Consider the following 18,555-nt stretch of genomic DNA (forward strand, 5'->3'; position numbering starts at 1 on the left):
GCTTTCGGAGGGTCGGGGAGGGGCCTCCCTTCACAAAAAAAACCGGAGAGCCGACCGTCACGGTTGGCATCCCCGGTTGAGGTTATAGATGTTGTGATTGAGAATATCAATCCTGTCGCATCGCTATTCCTTCTGTCGCAGATAGTCCTCGTATTCGGCTATCTCGCGCTCACCGATATGCGACAGACCATAGTGTTCCTCGTGCTGGGAGAAGTCGAGGCCCACGCGCTCGCTCTGTGCACTCACGCGCATGGGGATGACCTTGTCGATAAGCCAGTAGCCCAGATAACTCATGGTAAACGTATAGACGATGACGATGGCTACGGCAAGCAGATGGTAAAGGAAGACCACCACGCCAGCCCACGTGCCCGAGATGAGGCCTTCCTGGATGAAGATGCCAGTGAGCACTGTGCCGAAGATACCGCCCGTGCCGTGGGTAGGGAATACGTCGAGGGCATCGTCGATGCGGCTGTGGCTGCGCCAGTAGACAGCGATATTGCATATCAGTGTGATGACAAAGGCGATGAAGATACTCTGTCCTACGGTGACGTAGCCTGCCGATGGGGTGATGGCCACCAGACCTACCACGCAACCCACGGCGGCGCCCATGGCCGAAGGCTTGCGCCCACGCAGACAGTCAAAGAATATCCAGGTCATCATCGCTGTAGCCGAGGCTGTATTGGTATTGAGAAACGCCTTGACTGCCTGGCCGTCGGCATGCAGCGAACTGCCTGCATTGAAGCCGAACCATCCCAGCCACAGCATGGCTGCTCCCAACAGTACAAAGGGGATGTTGGCAGGCTGCGACTGGCGCGTCTGGGCAGCCCTTCTGCCCAGGAAGATGGCTCCCGCGAGGGCTGCCACTCCCGATGAGGCGTGGACCACGATACCTCCGGCAAAGTCGACGACGCCCCATTTGAGGAAGAGACCGTCGGGGTGCCACGTCATGTGGGCCAGCGGACAGTAGATGAACACCATAAACCACATCATGAAGAACAGGTAGGCCGAGAAGCGCACACGCTCGGCAAACGAGCCCGTGATAAGCGATGGGGTGATGATGGCAAACTTCATCTGGAACAGCGCGTAGAGGGCGAGGGGTATTGTGGCGCCGCCCAGCAGCCTTCCCGTAGGCGTGATGTAGGTGTCGGCACCCACGTGCTGGAACATCAGAAAGGTGGTGGGGTCGCCCAGCACTCCGCCGATGTCGTCGCCAAACGCCAGGCTGAAGCCGAAGACCACCCATAGCACGCTCACCAGGCCCATGGCGATGAAGCTCTGCAGCATGGTAGAGATGACATTCTTGGCTCCCACCATGCCGCCGTAGAAGAACGACAGACCTGGCGTCATCATCAGCACGAAGATGGTGGCGGTGATGAGCCATGCCACATCGGCGCCATTGATTTTGTTGAAGTCGCAGACGAACGAGGGTTCGGTGGCAAACAGTCCGGCGAAGGCTATGACCGTCATGCCCGCCATGAGGATAATCCATTTCTTGTGTACTTTCATTTTCTTTTCTCTTTATAGGATGATTATTTATGTGAAGTCTGTCGGTGACGGGCTGAGCCCCGTCTTCGGGACGGCAGTGTCAATAAGCCTGGGTATGAACGTCGTGGACGGCACGGCCACTGGGGTCGTTCTTGCCGCTGAAAGTGGCATCCCAAGCCAGCGCTTCGGGGGTGGAGCAAGCCACGCTGGGCACGCTGGGCACACTCAGAGCCGCGCTGTCGCTCGGGAAATGTTCCTCGAAGATGCTGCGGTAGAAGTATTCCTCCTTGTTCTGCGGCGTATGTATAGGGAAACGCTCGTGGGCATGTGCCATCTCGTCGTCGCTCACCGCCTCGGCAGTAATCTGCTTGAGGGTGTCTATCCACGAATAGCCCACGCCGTCGCTGAACTGCTCCTTCTGCCGCCACGCCACCTCGTGGGGCAGCATGTCGGCAAAGGCCTCGCGCAGAATGTATTTCTCTATCTTGTCGCCGGGACACATCTTGGCTGCAGGGTTGAGGCGCATCGCCACATCGAGAAACTCGCGGTCGAGGAAGGGCACGCGTCCCTCCACGCCCCATGCCGCCAGACTCTTGTTGGCACGCAGACAGTCGTAGAGGTAGAGCTTGGACAGCTTGCGCACCGTCTCCTGATGGAAGGCGCGGGCAGAGGGAGCCTTGTGGAAATAGAGGTAGCCGCCGAAGATTTCGTCGGCGCCCTCGCCCGAGAGTACCATCTTGATACCCATCGACCTGATGACGCGGGCGAGCAGATACATGGGCGTCGAGGCACGCACGGTGGTGACATCGTAGGTCTCGATGAAGTAAATCACGTCGCGCAGGGCGTCAAGTCCTTCCTGTATGGTGTAGTTGACCTCATGGTGCACGGTGCCGATATGGTCGGCCATCATGCGGGCCTTGACCAGGTCGGGCGCCCCTTTGAGTCCTACCGCAAAGGAGTGCAGCCGGGGCCACCAGGCTCTCTGCCGTCCGCCGTCTTCGATGCGGCGCTCGGCATACTGTGAGGCTACGGCCGAGACGATGGAACTGTCCAGTCCGCCGCTGAGCAGCACGCCGTAGGGCACATCACTCATGAGCTGGCGGCGCACCGCGCCCATCAGCGACTGGCGCACGGCGTCGGCGCTGGCATCGTTGTCGTTTACGTTGTCATACTGCATCCAGTCTCTACGGTAATAGCGCTTCATGCCAAGGTTACGGCTCCAGTAGTAGTGGCCTGGGAGAAAAGGCTCGTAATGGTCACACTGACCCTCGAGGGCCTTGAGCTCGCTGGCCACGTAGACACGACCCTCGCCGTCATAACCTATATAAAGAGGTATCACGCCGATAGGGTCGCGGGCGATGAGAAACTCTTCGCGCTGTTCGTCGTAGAGGGCAAAGGCGAAGATGCCCGAGAGACGCTCGAGCATGGCAACGATGTCTTTATTGCTGGGGTCGCGGCCGTCGGCAAAGAGGTCGCGGTAGAGGGGGAGGATAGACTCGCAGTCGCTACCTGTGGCGAAGGTGTAGGAGTTGGCATACTGGGCGCGTAGGTCCTGGTGGTTGTATATCTCACCATTGACGGCGAGTATCTGCTTGCGGTCGCAGCTGAACAGAGGTTGGCGACCGGATTGGGGGTCGACGATAGACAGGCGTTCATGGGCGAGGATGGCGGTGTGACCTGTATAGATACCGCTCCAGTCGGGGCCACGGTGTCTTATCTTCTGACTCATACGCAGTGCTTTGTCACGGAGCTGGCCCATAGGGCCGCTAATGTTGAAAATGGCTACAATTCCACACATATTATATATATTTATAAGGTTGGCTGTCTCTGGACGATAGCCGGTGTGTCGTCGTCTGATGCTGTTATCCTGTAGTGTAGCATCCATAACGGGCGAAAAGCCGGAAATAAGTAAGTTTACCCCTGCAAAAGTAATCACTTTTGTCATGATAACCGCCAGAAATAGATCAATATGATTTAATAAAATCGAAATAATCTACAAAGTGTAAGATATAAACTCCACAAACCTTACACTTTCTCACATAATCACCGCGATTTGGTTACAGATTGTTACCATCGTCCCGATGGATGGGGAATGCATAAGGAGGTTTGCCCAGGTCTTCCTCTCCAGTCCCGAATACAATGCAATAGGCGTGAGGATAATATAGCCCAATGTGGAAGGCCTGCTCCCACCGACCATGTATAGTTAGCCCAATGTGGAAGGTCTGCTCCCACCGACCATGTATAGTTAGTCCATTGTGGAAGGTACGCACCCACCGACCATGTATAGTTAGCCCATTGTGGAAGGTATGCTCCCACCGACCATATATAGTTAGCCCATTGTGGAAGGTCTGTTCCCAATGACCATGTATAGTTAGTCCATTGCGGGAAGGTACGCTCCCAACGACCATGTATGGTTAGCCCATAGAAGAAGGTACGCACCCCTGGCAACTCTGTAGGAGTTGCGTTTCCCCAGCCCAGGGTTGAGGTGCGCAGCGCCTCTACCCTGGGTGCTATATATAAAAGGTGGAGCAACGCTGAACCGAAGGTCACCGGCGCGGCGCTATGCGGCGCGGAAAGGTAAAGTGTTGCGCTTAGCCGAAGGCGTTACCCGCAGCAGGACAATGGACTGAAATGTATTGGGGAATATTATTTGACTGAGTATAACGCCTTCGGCTAATCGCAACTCCTACAGAGTTGCCATAAAAACGGTAAACCTACCCAGGGTAGCGGTCTTCGCCCGCAACCCTGGGCTATGTAAGCGCAACTTCTACAGAGTTGCCGCTGCTTACGGCTATCCTATTGACTATCTCTTTTGTTCCGGCGCGAGCCGGGCTTTTTTTACCGCCAACGGCGGCTTGTTGCTCCTTGGTATCTTCTGACGTCATGCTGCGCATGACGGTGGTGATGACGGTGATGGCACGATGGAAAACTTGTTTTCCGGCTGCCATTGCTGTCATTGCCACCAAGGCGGAGCCGTCAGAAGACGCCAAGGTTTTTTGTATTCTCTTCATCCACGTAGGGATAGCAGATGCGCGCATGGAGATGACCTCTGCAATGCTCCTGGCCATCTCCACGGTATTTTTGATGACCTCTGTGACAAAAGTGTAAGTCTTGGCAACTTCCGTGCTTACATTTTTATGCAAAAATGGCGCCTCGGCGTTGCAAATCGTAACTTTCTCATAAATAAAAGATAAAAAAACAATATTTTAGGGCATGGTTTGTGACAAACTATGTACTTTTGCAATCGTAAGATTGAGAGAAACGATGCACAACAGGATACACTTTACCAAGATGGACGGTGCCGGCAACGACTACATCTATGTCGACACCACCCGCTACCCCATTTCCGACCCGCAGACGGCGTCGGTGAAGTGGAGCAACCGCCACACAGGCATCGGGAGCGATGGTCTGGTGCTTATCGGGAAGCCCTCGATACTGAGCGGAGCCGACTTCTCGATGCGTATCTTCAATGCCGACGGCTCCGAAGCCAAGATGTGCGGCAACGCAAGCCGATGTATCGGCAAATATCTCTATGAACGACATCTTACGGATAGCAGCGAGATAAAACTTGAGACCCTCTCGGGGGTGAAAACACTCTCGCTGTCCCTCTCGCCCGACCGGCTTACGGTCACCGGCGTCACCGTCGATATGCTCCAACCCGCTTTCCACCAAGCCAGTCAGTATGACGAGCAGGTGGGTCTTGATGCCCTGCGAGAGTATGGGCATCCTTTGTTTGTGTCGATGGGCAATCCCCATTGTGTGGTCTTCGTCGACGATATCGCCGCCATCGATGTGGCGCGCGTGGGGGCTATGGGCGAGCATCTGCCAGCCTTCCCCGAGCGCTGCAATATAGAGTTTGCCCAGCTGACGGGCACCGACGAACTGCGCACCCGTGTCTGGGAGCGCGGGTCGGGCATCACCATGGCTTGCGGAACCGGAGCCTGCGCCACCGCCGTGGCTGCCGCCCACGTGGGGCTGACCTCGCGCGAGAGCGATGTGGTGATGGACGGCGGCAGGCTCCACGTGAGATGGGCCGAGGACGACCACGTGATGCTCTCGGGCCCTGCCGAGTTTGTCTTCGACGGCGAGATAACCCTGTAATTCCACTTTAACAACATCAAGAAGAATATGGCTTTAGTAAACGAACACTTCCTGAAACTCTCGGACAATTACCTCTTCGCCGATGTGGCCAAGAAGGTCAACGCCTACCGCGTGTCCCATCCCAATGCCCACGTCATCAGTCTGGGAATAGGCGATGTCACCCAGCCCCTGTGTCCAGCGGTGATTGAAGCCATGCACCGTGCCGTAGACGACCTGGCTGTCAAGCAGTCGTTCCACGGCTATGGCCCCGAGCATGGCTACGACTTTCTGCGCGAAGCCATCCTGAAGAACGACTTCGCCCCTCGCGGCATACACCTTGACCCCTCGGAGATTTTCATCAACGACGGCGCCAAGAGTGATACGGGTAACATCCAGGAGATAGTGCGTTGGGACAACTCGGTGGCTGTCACCGACCCCGTCTATCCTGTCTATATCGACTCCAATGCCATGATAGGCCGCGCCGGAACCTTCGCCAACGGCCGCTGGAGCAACGTGACCTATCTGCCCTGTACTGCCGAGAACGATTTCGTGCCCGCGCTGCCCGACCACCGTGTCGATATGATATACCTGTGCTATCCCAACAACCCCACGGGTACCGTACTGTCTAAGGCAGAACTGAAGAAATGGGTCAACTACGCCCTCGCCAACGACGCCATCATCTTCTACGACGCTGCCTATGAAGCCTACATCCAGGACAAGTCCATTCCCCACTCGATATACGAGATACGGGGCGCACGCAAGTGTGCCATAGAGTTCCACAGCTACTCCAAGACGGCAGGCTTTACCGGTGTACGCTGCGGATACACCGTCATCCCGCGCGACCTGAAAGCTGTGACCACCGACGGACGCCAGCAGGTGGAGCTCAACCATCTCTGGGAGCGCCGCCAGTGTACCAAGTTCAACGGCGCCAGCTACATCTCACAGCGCGCAGCCGAAGCCATCTACACCCCCGACGGCAAGGCACAGACCCGAGCCACCATCGACTACTATATGGGCAACGCCCGACTTATGACCGACGCCCTGCGCGCCATGGGCTTCAGCGTCTATGGCGGCGAGAACGCTCCCTATCTCTGGGTGCGCACTCCCGAGGGTCAGGAGAGCTGGCGCTTCTTCGAGCAGATGCTCTACGGCGCCTCGGTAGTCTGCACCCCCGGCGTGGGCTTTGGTCCCAGCGGCGAGGGCTACTTCCGTCTCACCGCCTTTGGCGACCGCGACAGTTGCGAAGAAGCCATGCAGCGACTGCGCCAATGGATGGGATGACGGCAGAGAGGATGAAAATCGTAAAAAAAAGTGACAAACAGTAAAGGAATAGGCAAGATTTTCAGTAACTTTGCACACCGTAACGGTGAGGCCCTCCATGTCGGCACGCGACGGAGCCATCGCCGGCAGCGCTGAAACAAAGAATATTCAAGTTATCAACATATTTACAATTCACGAAGATTATGGCAAATTTGAGATTTGATGCTGTAGAAGAGGCTTTCCACAAGAAACCCGTCGAGGTGGCCACTCCCAAGGACCGTCCGTCCGAGTATTTCGGAAAGCTGGTGTTCAACCGTGCCAAGATGTTCAAGTACCTGCCCGCCGATGTATATCGCAAGCTGGTAGATGTAATGGACAACGGCGCCCAGCTCGACCGCTCCATAGCCGACGCTGTGGCTGCGGGCATGAAGCAATGGGCCGAGGAGAACGGCGTGACCCACTACACTCACTGGTTCCAGCCCCTGACCGAGGGAACGGCCGAAAAGCACGATGCCTTTGTCGAACACGACGGCAAGGGAGGTATGATAGAAGAGTTTTCAGGCAAGCTACTCGTCCAGCAGGAACCCGACGCCTCAAGTTTCCCATCAGGAGGAATACGCAACACGTTTGAGGCACGCGGCTATTCGGCTTGGGACCCCACATCGCCCGTGTTCATCATCGACGACACCCTCTGTATACCCACCATCTTCATCTCCTATACCGGCGAGTCGCTCGACTACAAGGCGCCGTTGCTCCGCACGCTGCGCGCAGTAGGAGAGGCTGCCACCGGAGTGGCTCAGTACTTCTACCCCAATGTCAAGAAGGTGCAGGCCAACCTGGGTTGGGAGCAGGAATACTTCCTCGTAGACGAAGGACTCTACTTCGCGCGTCCCGACCTGATGCTTACCGGCCGTACCCTTATGGGTCACGACTCTGCCAAGAACCAGCAGATGGACGACCACTACTTCGGAACCATCCCTGAGCGCGTTCAGGCCTTTATGAAGGACCTGGAAATCGAGGCTCTTGCCCTTGGCATCCCCTGCAAGACCCGTCACAACGAGGTTGCGCCCAACCAGTTTGAGCTGGCGCCCATCTTCGAGGAGTGCAACTTGGCTGTAGACCACAATATGCTTATCATGTCGGTCATGAAGAAGGTTGCGCGTCGCCACGGGTTCCGTGTGCTGCTCCACGAGAAGCCCTTTGCCGGCATCAATGGTTCGGGTAAGCACAACAACTGGAGCCTCTCGACCGACACGGGCGTGCTGCTCCACGCTCCGGGCAAGACTCCCGAGGACAATCTGCGCTTCGTGGTATTCATCGTCGAGACCCTCATGGGCGTGTACCGTCACAACGGACTCATCAAGGCTTCCATCATGAGTGCCACCAATGCCCACCGACTCGGAGCCAATGAGGCGCCACCCGCCATCATTTCCAGCTTCCTGGGCCGACAGCTCACCGACCTGCTCGACCATATCGTCAAAGCCGACAAGGACGACCTCTTCTCGATGAAGGGCAAGCAGGGCATGAACCTCGATATCCCCGGCATCCCCGAGTTGCTCATCGACAACACCGACCGCAACCGCACCTCTCCTTTCGCCTTCACCGGCAACCGCTTCGAGTTCCGCGCGGTAGGTTCAGAGGCCAACTGCGCTTCGGCAATGATTGCCCTCAATGCCGCAGTGGCTGAGGCGCTCAACGACTTCAAGAGCCGCGTAGACGCACTCATCACCAAGGGCGAGGACAAGATAAGCGCCATCATCGATGTGGTTCGCGAAGACCTCAAGACCTGCCAGCCCATCCACTTCGATGGCAACGGCTACTCCGACGAGTGGGTTGAGGAAGCCAAGCGTCGTGGTCTCGACTGCGAGACATCATGTCCAGTCATCTTCGACCGCTATCTCGACGAGTCGAGCGTGAAGATGTTTGAGAGTCTCAACGTGATGAAGCGCGCCGAGCTTGAAGCCCGCAACGAGGTGAAATGGGAGACATACACCAAGAAGATACAGATAGAGGCCCGCGTCATGGGCGACCTCACCATGAACCACATCATCCCCGTGGCCACCCACTACCAGAGCCAGCTGCTCAAGAATGTGACCAATATGTATGAGGTGTTCTCCAAGGAGGAGGCCGACGCACTCACCGCGCGCAACAAGAAGATCATCAAGGAGATAGCCGAGCGCACCCAGGCCATAGAGACCGGCGTGGAGGAACTCGTAGACGCCCGCAAGGTGGCCAACAAGATAGAGGACGAGCGCTCCAAGGCTGTGGCATACCACGACACCGTGGCGCCCAAGATGGAGGAGATACGCTACCAGATAGACAAGCTCGAGCTGGTGGTAAGCGACGAACTCTGGACACTGCCCAAGTATCGCGAGATGCTCTTTCTGAGATAACAGACGCTTGGGGCCACAGCGCCCCAAGTCTTTATAACAAAAAAGCGGACCAAGACAGGTTGGATAACCATCTTGGTCCGCTTTGTTTATTGACGCTGTCAGCCTATCGCTGCATGTAGGTCTTGTGGAATGAGGTCTTGCCGTCTTCCTCTATCACTTTGACGTCGAGCTTGTTGCCTTCGGCTTTGACCGAGACTATGGCTACATTGCTGTTGGTCAGTATGGGGAACTTTAGACGGGCATTGGGCTCGGTGTAGGCAAACTCGTGGAGGTGGCCGCAGAGCATCAGATCGACGTTGGCTTCGTTGAGCACGGGGATAAACTTCTCCCTGACCTCAATATCGCCATGCCAGGCTTCCTTGTCATAACGGGGAGGGATGTGGCCCAGCACTACATGGAAGGGGGCACGCTTGTATTCATCGGAAGCGATGACCTGGCGCAGCCATTCCACCTGTTCGTTGCGGTAGTTGTCATAGTCGGTGATGCCGGCATACTCGATGTCGTTGTCGGGTTTGTCCTCACCGGTGTCGAGACAGATGAAGTACACGGGACCCTGACGGAAGGCGAAGTAGAGCTTGTCGTCGTTGGGGCGCACATAGCGCTGGAAGCGGTCGGCTATCTGTCCGCGTGTCTCGTGGTTGCCGCGTACATAGTAGAGAGGCTTCTCCGAGGCGAAGAGTTTGACGGCTTCGTCCATAAATCCGTTCCAGATCTTCTCTTCCTTGTCGAGGATTGACAGCATGTCGCCGTTGAAGAAGACGAGGTCCTTGTCCTTGTAGCCGGCATTGCCGAGCAGACGCGCCATCACGTCGCTCTTGCCGTGGATGTCGTTGACCACGACAAAGGAGGTGCTCGCCTTGCGCTCATCGAGTGTGGTAAACGCCAGCGGAGCCTTCTTGTAGACCACCGTGGCTGCCACGTTGCCGTAGATGACCCTGTTGGCCTGATGGCTCAACACCTCCTGTGCATAGATGCGGTAACGATAGGTGGTGCCGGGTTTGAGTCCCTTGAGGGTGACGGCATGGATGCGGTCGGTGCGCTTGATGCCGATGTGGGTGTCATAATAACGGGGACGCGCCTGGGCATAGAACTCTATGCCGTCGTTGGGCAGCAGCTCAACCCAAGCTACCGACATGCTGTCGGTGGTCCATACGATGGTGGCCTCGGTTTCGCCTACGCTCTGCAAGTAAGGTCCGTGCAGAATCTTGATGGCGAATGTCTGAGCCGGCAGCAGGGTGAGTGCTGCCAGCATCATCAGTGTTTTAATGGTTTTTCTCATGATTGATATAGTTGTTACTTCTTTTTCTTCAGTTCACGGCTGAACGAGTAGGGGGCGTCGTCGGCGCTGGTGCCGCGCTGGTAGTTGGGCTTCTGGCTGAGGCTGAAGTCGATGTTGGCGCCGCCCATGAGTGTGGCGTGGTCTATGTAGTTGCGGGTGTAGTCGCTGCCGTTGATACGCATGCTGCTGATGTAGGGAGCGTCGGCACCGTTGCCATGGGCGTTGATGGTCACCTTGCGTCCGTTCTCCAGATTGAGCGTCACGCTGTCGAAGTAGGGCGTACCCAGCACGTACTGGTCGCTGGCAGGACATACGGGATAGAAGCCCAGAGCAGAGAATACGTACCATGCCGAGGTCTGTCCGTTGTCCTCGTCGCCACAGTAGCCGTCGGGGTTAGGCGTATAGAAGCGGTCCATCACCTCGCGCACGCGCTGCTGAGCCTTCCAGGGTTGGCCCGAGTAGTTGTAGAGATAGATCATGTGCTGGATGGGCTGGTTGCCGTGGGCGTAGTTGCCCATATTCATCACCTGCATCTCGCGTATCTCGTGGATGACAAAGCCGTAGTAGCTGTCGTCGAAGACGGGAGGTACGGTGAACACGGAGTCCATCATCTGGTTGAACGTGGCGTTGCCACCCATCAGGTCGATAAGTCCTTGCGGGTCGTGGAAGACGCTCCAGGTGTAGTGCCAGCTGTTGCCTTCGGTGAAGGCGTCACCCCACTTGAGCGGGTTGAAGGGTGCCTGGAACTCGCCGTTCTTCAACTTGCCGCGCATCAGACGGGTCTCGGGGTCGAATACCTTGCGGTAGTTCATGGCGCGCAGCTTGAATGGGCGCAGCTCCTTGTCCTTCTTGCCCAGTGCCTTGCCCATCTGGTATATACACCAGTCGTCGTAGGCATACTCCAGGGTACGGGCCACATTCTCCTTGATGTTTACATCGTAGGGCACATAGCCCAGCTTGTTGTAGTATTCGTATCCGAGACGGCCGGTAGAGCTTATCTCTGGGTGAACTGCCTGGGTACCGTGTACCACAGCCTGCCACAGCGTCTCGGCGTCGGCAGTGCGCACTCCCTTGATGATGGCGTCGGCCACTACTGATGCCGAATTGTTGCCCACCATACAGCCGCGGTGGCCGGGCGACGCCCATTCGGGCAGGAAGCCGCTCTCGCGGTAAGCATTGGCGAGACCTTCCTGCATCTTGGCGTTCTCTGAGGGGTAGAGCAGATTGAGCAGCGGGAAGAGCGAACGGAAGGTGTCCCAGAAGCCGGTGTCGGTGTACATATAGCCCTTCTCTACCTTGCCGTTGTAGGGGCTGTAGTGCATGGGCTGGCCGTCTACCACCTCCCAGAAGGCGCGGGGGAAGAGCACCGAGCGGTACAGACAGCTGTAGAAGGTGCGCAGGTGGTCCAGACTCTGGTCTTTGACCTCGACGCGACCCAATACCTCGTTCCAGCGCTGGCGTCCGGCCTTGCACACATCGTCGAACGAGCGGTTGCCAATCTCTCCGAGGTTGACTTCAGCCTGCTCGGCGCTGATGAATGATGATGCCACGCGGGCGTTGACCACCTCTCCCTTGCGGGTCTTGAAGCCTATGATGGCTCCGGCATGGTCGTTGGCAGTCTCGGCGATGCCGCGGCTGATTACGCCCTTGTCTACGGTGGCGGTATAGGTGAAGTCCTTGTCAAAGGTGATGACAAAGTAATTGCGGAAGCCCTCGGGCACACCGCCGTGGTTGAAGGTGGTATAGCCCACTATCTTGCGCTCCTGGGGGAGTATCTTCACGTAAGAGCCGTTGTGGTAGGCGTCGACCACCACGAAGGCAGAGTCGGTCTCGGGGAATGTGAAGCGGAAACTGGCGGCACGCTCGGTGGGTGTAATCTCTGTCACCACGTCGTAGTCGGCCAGATAGGCGCGATAGTAGTAGGGCAGTGCCTTCTCGGCCTTGTGGGAGAACCAGCTGGCGCGCTGCTCCTCGTCGAAGATGGCGCGTCCGGTGACGGGCATCAGCGAGAACATGCCGTAGTCATTGATCCACGGACTGGGCTGGTGGGTCTGCTTGAAGCCACGGATTTTGTTGGCTGAGTAGGTGTAGGTCCAGCCGTCGCCGTTCTTTCCGGTCTGAGGCACCCAGAAGTTCATGCCCCAAGGCATGGCTATCGCGGGATAGGTGTTGCCGGTAGATATCTCGTAGGACGATGCCGTGCCTACCAGCGTGCTTACATAATCTACGGGTTCGGTCTTGCTCCCGGCGTAGGCCATCATGGCCATACCTGCCGACAGCACTACTGTGCAAAGGGTTCTTAGCTTGTTCATTTTGTTTGGCTTGTTTGTATTGTTTCTTGTTATTGTTGTCTTCACCTTATGCTGATGAGGTCCGGCAGCTGGCGCTGTCGGAAAAATCATCTACAAAGTTACGCATAACCAATCATTTTGCAAAACAAATCGCATCATATTTGTTAAAAATATGTATGCGTGCGCGTGTTATGGAAGCCATCTTCATCCCCATTTCTACCATTGCCGCCGCTATCGCATCCCCCGTTGCTGTCGCCCCGTCCTTTGCTATTCGCACCCCATCCCTCGCCGCCCGCACCCCATCCCTCGCCGTCCGCATCCCATCCCTCTCCACCCTCGCCGCATCCCTCGCAATCTGCGTCGCGATGGCCGAAAAGTTGTTTCGGCGGTGGGATATAGTCAATTCAGGCTTTGCCTTAATTGTATCGCGGCGTGCAATAGTCGTTTCGCACCACGAAATGACTCTCGATGTCATCTCGGGCGTGATTGGCGCCCTCGGCGGCGTGGCGCCTGCTCCCTCTGCCCCGACGGCGATGGTGGAGAGAGTGGCTGAGGCAGCTACGCATGGCGCATCGATGGTGGGGAATGGCAAAATGTAGCCCGCGGTGTGTAAAAAACTGGCAAAACGTAATGTGGTTTGCGTGGAAAATACTACTTTTGTAAATGGAAATCAAATCACTTAACACGACAAGACATGAAAAAACAAAAGAGATTTCTGCTCGAGGAAGACCAGATTCCCCGGCAGTGGTACAACATCCAGGCCGACATGCCCACCAAGCCGCTGCCGCCGCTCAACCCACAGACCCACCAGCCCATAGGTCCTGAAGACCTGGCTCATATATTCAGCGAAGAGTGTTCGCGCCAGGAGCTCGATACCGAGCACGCGTGGATAGACATCCCCGACGAGGTGAGAGACCTCTATGCCTACTATCGTTCGACACCTCTGGTGCGCGCGTATGCCCTGGAAAAGGCGCTCGACACGCCTGCTCACATCTATTTCAAGAATGAAAGTGCGTCGCCACTGGGCTCACACAAAATCAATTCGGCACTCGCACAGTGCTATTATTGCAAGCGAGAGGGCGTAACCAACGTCACCACCGAGACCGGAGCGGGCCAGTGGGGCGCCGCGCTGTCCTATGCCGCCAAGATATTTGGTCTCGAGGCTGCTGTCTACCAGGTCAAGATTACCATGAAGCAGAAGCCCTACCGCTCGATACTGATGCGCACCTTCGGAGCCACCGTCGAGGGCTCGCCATCGATGTCGACCCGCGCCGGCAAGGACATCATCACCCGCGATCCCCTCAATCCCGGTTCGCTCGGCTCTGCCATCTCCGAGGCTGTAGAGCTGGCCATGCAGACTCCGGGATGCAAGTACACGCTCGGTTCGGTACTCAACCACGTCTCACTGCACCAGACAGTGATAGGACTTGAGGCAGAAAAGCAGATGGAGATGGCCGAGGAATATCCCGACATGGTGATAGCCTGCTTCGGAGGAGGCAGCAACTTCGGCGGACTGGCTTTCCCCTTCATGCGCCATACCATCCTCGACGGCAAGAAGACCGAGTTTATCGCCGCCGAGCCATCGAGCTGTCCCAAGCTGACCAGGGGCAAGTTTGAATACGACTTCGGCGACGAGGCGGGATATACTCCGCTGCTGCCCATGTTCACCCTGGGTCACGACTTCAAGCCCGCCAACATCCATGCGGGCGGTCTGCGCTACCATGGAGCCGGAATGATTGTGTCGCAGCTCATCAAGGACGGCTATATGCATGGTGTAGACATCCCGCAGCTGGAGAGTTTCCAGGCGGGCATACTCTTCTCGCGCACCGAGGGCATCGTGCCCGCGCCCGAGAGCTGTCATGCCATTGCCGCCACCGTGCGCGAAGCCCTCAAGTGTCGCGAGGCCGGCGAGCAGAAGACCATACTCTTCAACCTGAGTGGTCACGGACTCATCGACATGCCCTCGTACGACAGCTATCTCAACGGCGACCTGATGAACTACTCGCTCTCTGACGAGGAACTGCAGCAGTATCTCGCCCAGGTGCCCAAAATCATGTAGTCAACACGACAAGCATAGAAATGAAAAGGCCGAAGCAGGAGACACAGTGGGTCTCGGGCTTCGGCCTTGTCGTATCTATGCCGGCGGTGATGCCGGCTGGTATCAGCGGGTTACTTGGCTACGCGTATCTCGTGGTTGCCGGCACGCAGCCAGACGGCAGTCTTGCCCGCCTTGGCCCACTGGGCGTCGGTCACGATGCGGTCGGTGCGCAGAGCGCGGCCGTCGATGGTGATGCGGTCAGTGGCGGTCGAGGGAATGTAGACCAGCGCCTCGGTCTTGGCAGGCACGCCCACCGACATGGTGAGCTGGGTTTTGTCGCGCTTGAAAGCGGTAGAGACGGTGCCGCTCAGGGTGGGGAAGGAGAGGCTCGCCTCGCCGAAGGTGACATACTGCGGGTCTATCTTGAAGCGTCGCCAGCAGGGGTCGATGGTCTCGGCGCCCATGAGCTTCTGGGCTATCACGATGAGACCGCCACCGCTCCAGGCGTGGTTGGACGAGCCGCCGCGGAAGCCCCTCTTGCGGGCATCCCAGAACTCCCACAGCGTGGGGTAGTCCTTGTCGTTGACCATGGGGGCGATGCGCTTCTTCAGGCGGCGCATGGCGTAGTCGCCCTGGCCCATCTGGAAGAGGGCCTCCATGACATAGCGTTCCATATAGGGGCTGGCGTATTCCTGCGTCTTGAGTACATTGAATATCTCGCCATACTTGGACTCGTCGGCGATGCCCGAGATGACGGCAAGAGCCTGTACGCGGTCATCGGTAGCGCCCATATACTGGGGATGGCGGTAGCTGTAGCCGTTCCAACAGTGGTTGTAACCCTTCTTGATCTGCTCCATAGTGGCGCGATACTGGGCTGCGTCGGCGTCGAGGCCCATTATGTCGGCCATACGTGCCATCGCGTCGAGAGCCATGTAGTGCCAGCCGGCGAAGATGAGCCTGATGTCGCGGTTGTCGCCCCAGTCGCCCCACAGCCAAGTGGCCTTGTAGGCTGCTGTAAGCCCGGTGGAGTCGAGTGGGAAACGCTCAAGGTATCGGCGCACGGCAGGATAGACCTTGCGGATGGTGGCAGAATCGCCCGTATTCATATAGTAATTCCAGAAACCATAGAGTCCTACGGCTGCCAACATCTGTCCGGGCAGCTCGCTCTTATAGGTACCTGGCACAGGGGCGTGGAGTATTCCCTCATCGGTCTGCCAGGCAGCCAGCTCGAGCATGCCCTTGCGCATCAGGTCTATCGACGAGAGCGACAGCGTGTAGAAAGCCTGGCTGGTAAGTATCACCTCGTCGCCCCACCACTGTGCGCGCTCGCGCTCGGGACAGTCAAAATAGGTGTCGCGCATATTGACATAGAGCGTATTGAGTGCTTTCTGCCAGAAACGGTTATAGAAATTGTTGTCAGAGTGGAAAGTACCCACCACCTTGGTATCATAACCCGTCTGGCGATAGCTTACGCCGTTGACCTTGATGCCCTTGGGGAGATAGAGGATAATCTTCTCGCCGTTCATCCAGCCCAGCGACTCGTACTGCTGCTGTCCCTGACGTGTCACATACTGTGCCCTGACATTCCAGGCGCCAGCCATGTGGGAGTGGTTGGTCCAGATGTCTATGGTGTCGCCACCCTGGGTGGCGGTGAGGTCTATCACGGGGGTTACCTGCAGGTTGCCGGGGAGGAAGGCGATGACGGTGTCGCGACGGGCACCCTCGTGGAGCTCGAAGCGGGCAGCCTTGACGCCGAAGTCCTTGAACATGGGTATCGGACGGCGTGTCATCTTGCCCCATGGGCGGTCGCCCCAGGCTCCAATCTCGACCGAGGGCGTGAAGCCGTACTTGGCAGAGACGTCGGCAGTCTGCCATCCGTCGATGGCATGGCGTGCGTCGTAGCTGATGTTGCTCTCGGAGAGTCGGAAGTTGGGCATCTCGCCTGTGGCTGTGTCATAGGCGGGATGGATGCGGCTCATCCAGCTGGCGTTGGTACACAGCTCGGCATTGTCGGAGTCGATGTAGAGGCCTGACTTGCCGCTGTCCTCATGGGAAAAGCCCGAGCGGCCGAAATAACATACGAGGACAGCCACGCGGTTGTGACCTCGCTGGAGGTGGCGGCTCAGGTCGATCTCGTCGTAGTAGCCCTCGCCGGGAGCGGGACCACGCTTGAGCGAGCCTTCGAAGACCACGAGGTTGCCGTTGACCCACAGCCAGTACTTGGAGTCGCAGGCTATGCGTGCCTTGAGGCTCCGCGGTTTGGTCTTCATCACCACATCCTTCTGGAAGGCTATCCATGTATTGGGGCGGTTGACACTGTCATCGGCAGCCGTTATCCACGACGCCTTGGCTCCCCATGCCGTGGAGGCACAGAGACTTAAGAGTAAAGAGATGATAAGGTTTCGCATATCTATAGTTTATTGGTATTATGCTACAAATATACAAAAAAACGGGTAGTGGTAAAAGGAAAAGCCGCTCTTTCTGCTCTGTCACAGGGAAAAAAGCGTCTGACGGGCGTCGGAATGACAGAAAAAGTGGTGTGGCTGCATCTGTTAGCGCGAAAAAGTGTACTTTTGTCAGCGATAGATGATAGTAAACGATAAAGAATGATGGTATGAAAACGCTGTTACAGTTTCTGCGCAACTGGACACTGCCTGTGTCCATCGCCTCGGGCATCGCGATATATCTGGTCTTTGCCCTGGTGCCAGCCCTCGACGGCGCGGCGCGTGTGTGTGGTCCCATCTGCGACCGCATCCTACCTCTGTTTATGTTCTTGATACTCTTTGTCACCTTCTGCAAGGTAGACTTCCGCCGACTGATACCCGTGAGGTGGATGTTGTGGGTGGGCGTGGTTCAGGTGCTCTTTGTGGCGCTGCTCACGCTGCTGGTGGTGGAATACAGGCTCAAAGACAACAGTCTGATCATCGTCGAGGCCATCATCACCTGCATCATAGCCCCCGTGGCTGCTGCCGCGCCGGTGGTGACGGCCAAGTTGGGCGGCAAACTGGAGCAGATGACCACCTATACCTTCATCTCCAACTTCATCACGGCGCTGCTCATCCCGGTATGTTTCCCGCTGATCGACAAGGCTGCCAATGTGAGTTTTCTCACCGCCTTTCTGACCATCCTGCACGAGGTGTGCATGGTGCTGGTGCTGCCCATGTTGTTGGCGTATATCGTGAAGCATGGCATGAAGCGGCTGCACCGGTGGGTGGTGAGCATCAACGACCTGTCGTACTACATGTGGGGTGGCTCGCTGCTCATCGTCTCGGGCACCACGGCCAAGAACATCGCACACGCTGACACCTCGCTGACCTTCCTGCTCATCATCGCGCTACTGGGGCTTGTCCTCTGTGTCGTCCAGTTTGCCGTGGGCAGATTTATAGGTCACTACTTTGGTGCCACCACTGAGTCGGGGCAGGCTCTGGGGCAGAAGAACACCGCCTTTGCCATCTGGATAGCCTATACCTACCTCAACCCGCTGTCGTCGATAGGTCCCGGCTGTTATATCCTGTGGCAGAACATCATCAACTCGGTAGAGATATGGCTCTGCCGGCGCAGGCTGGGGCACGAACTGCACACCTGACGCCCGCAGCCGGTATCAAAACAATATCCGCAATGCCGGATGTGGGCATTGCGGATAGAGAGAGGGCGCTGTCATCCATCAGGGATGGCAGCGCCCTACTTATTATATAAGGTATAGGGCTGATAGTCTGAGCCGTAGAGCTG

12 protein-coding genes are annotated in these 18,555 nt (G+C 57.0%); 6 read left to right on the forward strand and 6 right to left on the reverse strand.

The genetic code is table 11. The features are described from left to right. Positions 1 to 123: 123 nt before the first annotated feature. The 3 genes from CIK94_RS10225 to CIK94_RS10235 form a co-directional block, all read right to left on the reverse strand. Positions 124 to 1,506: an ammonium transporter gene (locus CIK94_RS10225; RefSeq protein ID WP_094422985.1), complete on the reverse strand. Its 1,383-nt coding sequence runs from the start codon at positions 1,504 to 1,506 to the stop codon at positions 124 to 126. A 79-nt stretch (positions 1,507 to 1,585) separates the two neighbouring features. Next, the gene (gene asnB / locus CIK94_RS10230) at positions 1,586 to 3,283 is read right to left on the reverse strand and encodes an asparagine synthase B (protein WP_094422987.1); all 1,698 of its coding nucleotides are present in this window, start codon (positions 3,281 to 3,283) and stop codon (positions 1,586 to 1,588) included. A gap of 952 nt (positions 3,284 to 4,235) precedes the next feature. Beyond that, positions 4,236 to 4,553, reverse strand: a complete 318-nt coding sequence (locus CIK94_RS10235; protein ID WP_144008372.1) for a hypothetical protein — start codon at positions 4,551 to 4,553, stop codon at positions 4,236 to 4,238. Positions 4,554 to 4,749: 196 nt separating this feature from the next. Between CIK94_RS10235 and dapF the strand changes: the two genes are divergently transcribed. The 3 genes from dapF (at position 4,750) to CIK94_RS10250 (ending at position 9,218) form a co-directional block, all read left to right on the forward strand. Then, the gene (gene dapF / locus CIK94_RS10240; RefSeq protein ID WP_094422991.1) at positions 4,750 to 5,586 is read left to right on the forward strand and encodes a diaminopimelate epimerase; all 837 of its coding nucleotides are present in this window, start codon (positions 4,750 to 4,752) and stop codon (positions 5,584 to 5,586) included. Between the two features lie 27 nt (positions 5,587 to 5,613). After that, positions 5,614 to 6,846 carry an LL-diaminopimelate aminotransferase gene (locus CIK94_RS10245; RefSeq protein WP_094389372.1) on the forward strand — a complete coding sequence of 411 codons (1,233 nt, stop codon included), beginning with the start codon at positions 5,614 to 5,616 and terminating at the stop codon, positions 6,844 to 6,846. Between the two features lie 182 nt (positions 6,847 to 7,028). Beyond that, the gene (locus CIK94_RS10250; RefSeq protein ID WP_094422993.1) at positions 7,029 to 9,218 is read left to right on the forward strand and encodes a glutamine synthetase III; all 2,190 of its coding nucleotides are present in this window, start codon (positions 7,029 to 7,031) and stop codon (positions 9,216 to 9,218) included. Between the two features lie 103 nt (positions 9,219 to 9,321). Here the strand turns inward: CIK94_RS10250 and CIK94_RS10255 are convergent, their stop codons facing one another. Then, complete coding sequence (locus tag CIK94_RS10255; RefSeq protein WP_094422995.1) at positions 9,322 to 10,497, reverse strand: metallophosphoesterase family protein; 1,176 nt, start codon at positions 10,495 to 10,497, stop codon at positions 9,322 to 9,324. Between the two features lie 14 nt (positions 10,498 to 10,511). After that, complete coding sequence (locus CIK94_RS10260) at positions 10,512 to 12,809, reverse strand: GH92 family glycosyl hydrolase (RefSeq protein ID WP_094422997.1); 2,298 nt, start codon at positions 12,807 to 12,809, stop codon at positions 10,512 to 10,514. Between the two features lie 5 nt (positions 12,810 to 12,814). Here CIK94_RS10260 and CIK94_RS14095 point away from each other — a divergent pair, with 5 nt between their 5' ends. Then, on the forward strand, positions 12,815 to 13,387 hold the full coding sequence (locus tag CIK94_RS14095; protein WP_144008373.1) for a hypothetical protein: 573 nt from the start codon (positions 12,815 to 12,817) through the stop codon (positions 13,385 to 13,387). A 95-nt stretch (positions 13,388 to 13,482) separates the two neighbouring features. Further along, positions 13,483 to 14,847: a TrpB-like pyridoxal phosphate-dependent enzyme gene (locus CIK94_RS10270; RefSeq protein WP_094387090.1), complete on the forward strand. Its 1,365-nt coding sequence runs from the start codon at positions 13,483 to 13,485 to the stop codon at positions 14,845 to 14,847. A 110-nt stretch (positions 14,848 to 14,957) separates the two neighbouring features. Here CIK94_RS10270 and CIK94_RS10275 read toward each other — a convergent pair whose 3' ends face one another. Then, complete coding sequence (locus CIK94_RS10275; protein ID WP_094423001.1) at positions 14,958 to 17,234, reverse strand: alpha-L-rhamnosidase C-terminal domain-containing protein; 2,277 nt, start codon at positions 17,232 to 17,234, stop codon at positions 14,958 to 14,960. A gap of 206 nt (positions 17,235 to 17,440) precedes the next feature. Here CIK94_RS10275 and CIK94_RS10280 point away from each other — a divergent pair, with 206 nt between their 5' ends. Then, complete coding sequence (locus CIK94_RS10280; RefSeq protein ID WP_094423003.1) at positions 17,441 to 18,412, forward strand: transporter; 972 nt, start codon at positions 17,441 to 17,443, stop codon at positions 18,410 to 18,412. Positions 18,413 to 18,555: the final 143 nt, after the last annotated feature.

Origin of the sequence: Prevotella sp. P4-51 (assembly GCF_002251455.1) — a bacterium.
Lineage (GTDB): Bacteria > Bacteroidota > Bacteroidia > Bacteroidales > Bacteroidaceae > Prevotella.

What these genes read in the sequence shown, in the direction of transcription:
- CIK94_RS10255 (WP_094422995.1), bottom strand. Translation starts at nt 10,497, where the DNA reads ATGAGAAAAACCATTAAAACACTGATGATGCTGGCAGCACTCACCCTG.
- CIK94_RS10280 (WP_094423003.1), top strand. Translation starts at nt 17,441, where the DNA reads ATGAAAACGCTGTTACAGTTTCTGCGCAACTGGACACTGCCTGTGTCC.
- CIK94_RS10245 (WP_094389372.1), top strand. Translation starts at nt 5,614, where the DNA reads ATGGCTTTAGTAAACGAACACTTCCTGAAACTCTCGGACAATTACCTC.
- CIK94_RS10275 (WP_094423001.1), bottom strand. Translation starts at nt 17,234, where the DNA reads ATGCGAAACCTTATCATCTCTTTACTCTTAAGTCTCTGTGCCTCCACG.
- CIK94_RS10260 (WP_094422997.1), bottom strand. Translation starts at nt 12,809, where the DNA reads ATGAACAAGCTAAGAACCCTTTGCACAGTAGTGCTGTCGGCAGGTATG.
- asnB (WP_094422987.1), bottom strand. Translation starts at nt 3,283, where the DNA reads ATGTGTGGAATTGTAGCCATTTTCAACATTAGCGGCCCTATGGGCCAG.
- dapF (WP_094422991.1), top strand. Translation starts at nt 4,750, where the DNA reads ATGCACAACAGGATACACTTTACCAAGATGGACGGTGCCGGCAACGAC.
- CIK94_RS10270 (WP_094387090.1), top strand. Translation starts at nt 13,483, where the DNA reads ATGAAAAAACAAAAGAGATTTCTGCTCGAGGAAGACCAGATTCCCCGG.
- CIK94_RS10235 (WP_144008372.1), bottom strand. Translation starts at nt 4,553, where the DNA reads ATGGCCAGGAGCATTGCAGAGGTCATCTCCATGCGCGCATCTGCTATC.
- CIK94_RS10225 (WP_094422985.1), bottom strand. Translation starts at nt 1,506, where the DNA reads ATGAAAGTACACAAGAAATGGATTATCCTCATGGCGGGCATGACGGTC.
- CIK94_RS10250 (WP_094422993.1), top strand. Translation starts at nt 7,029, where the DNA reads ATGGCAAATTTGAGATTTGATGCTGTAGAAGAGGCTTTCCACAAGAAA.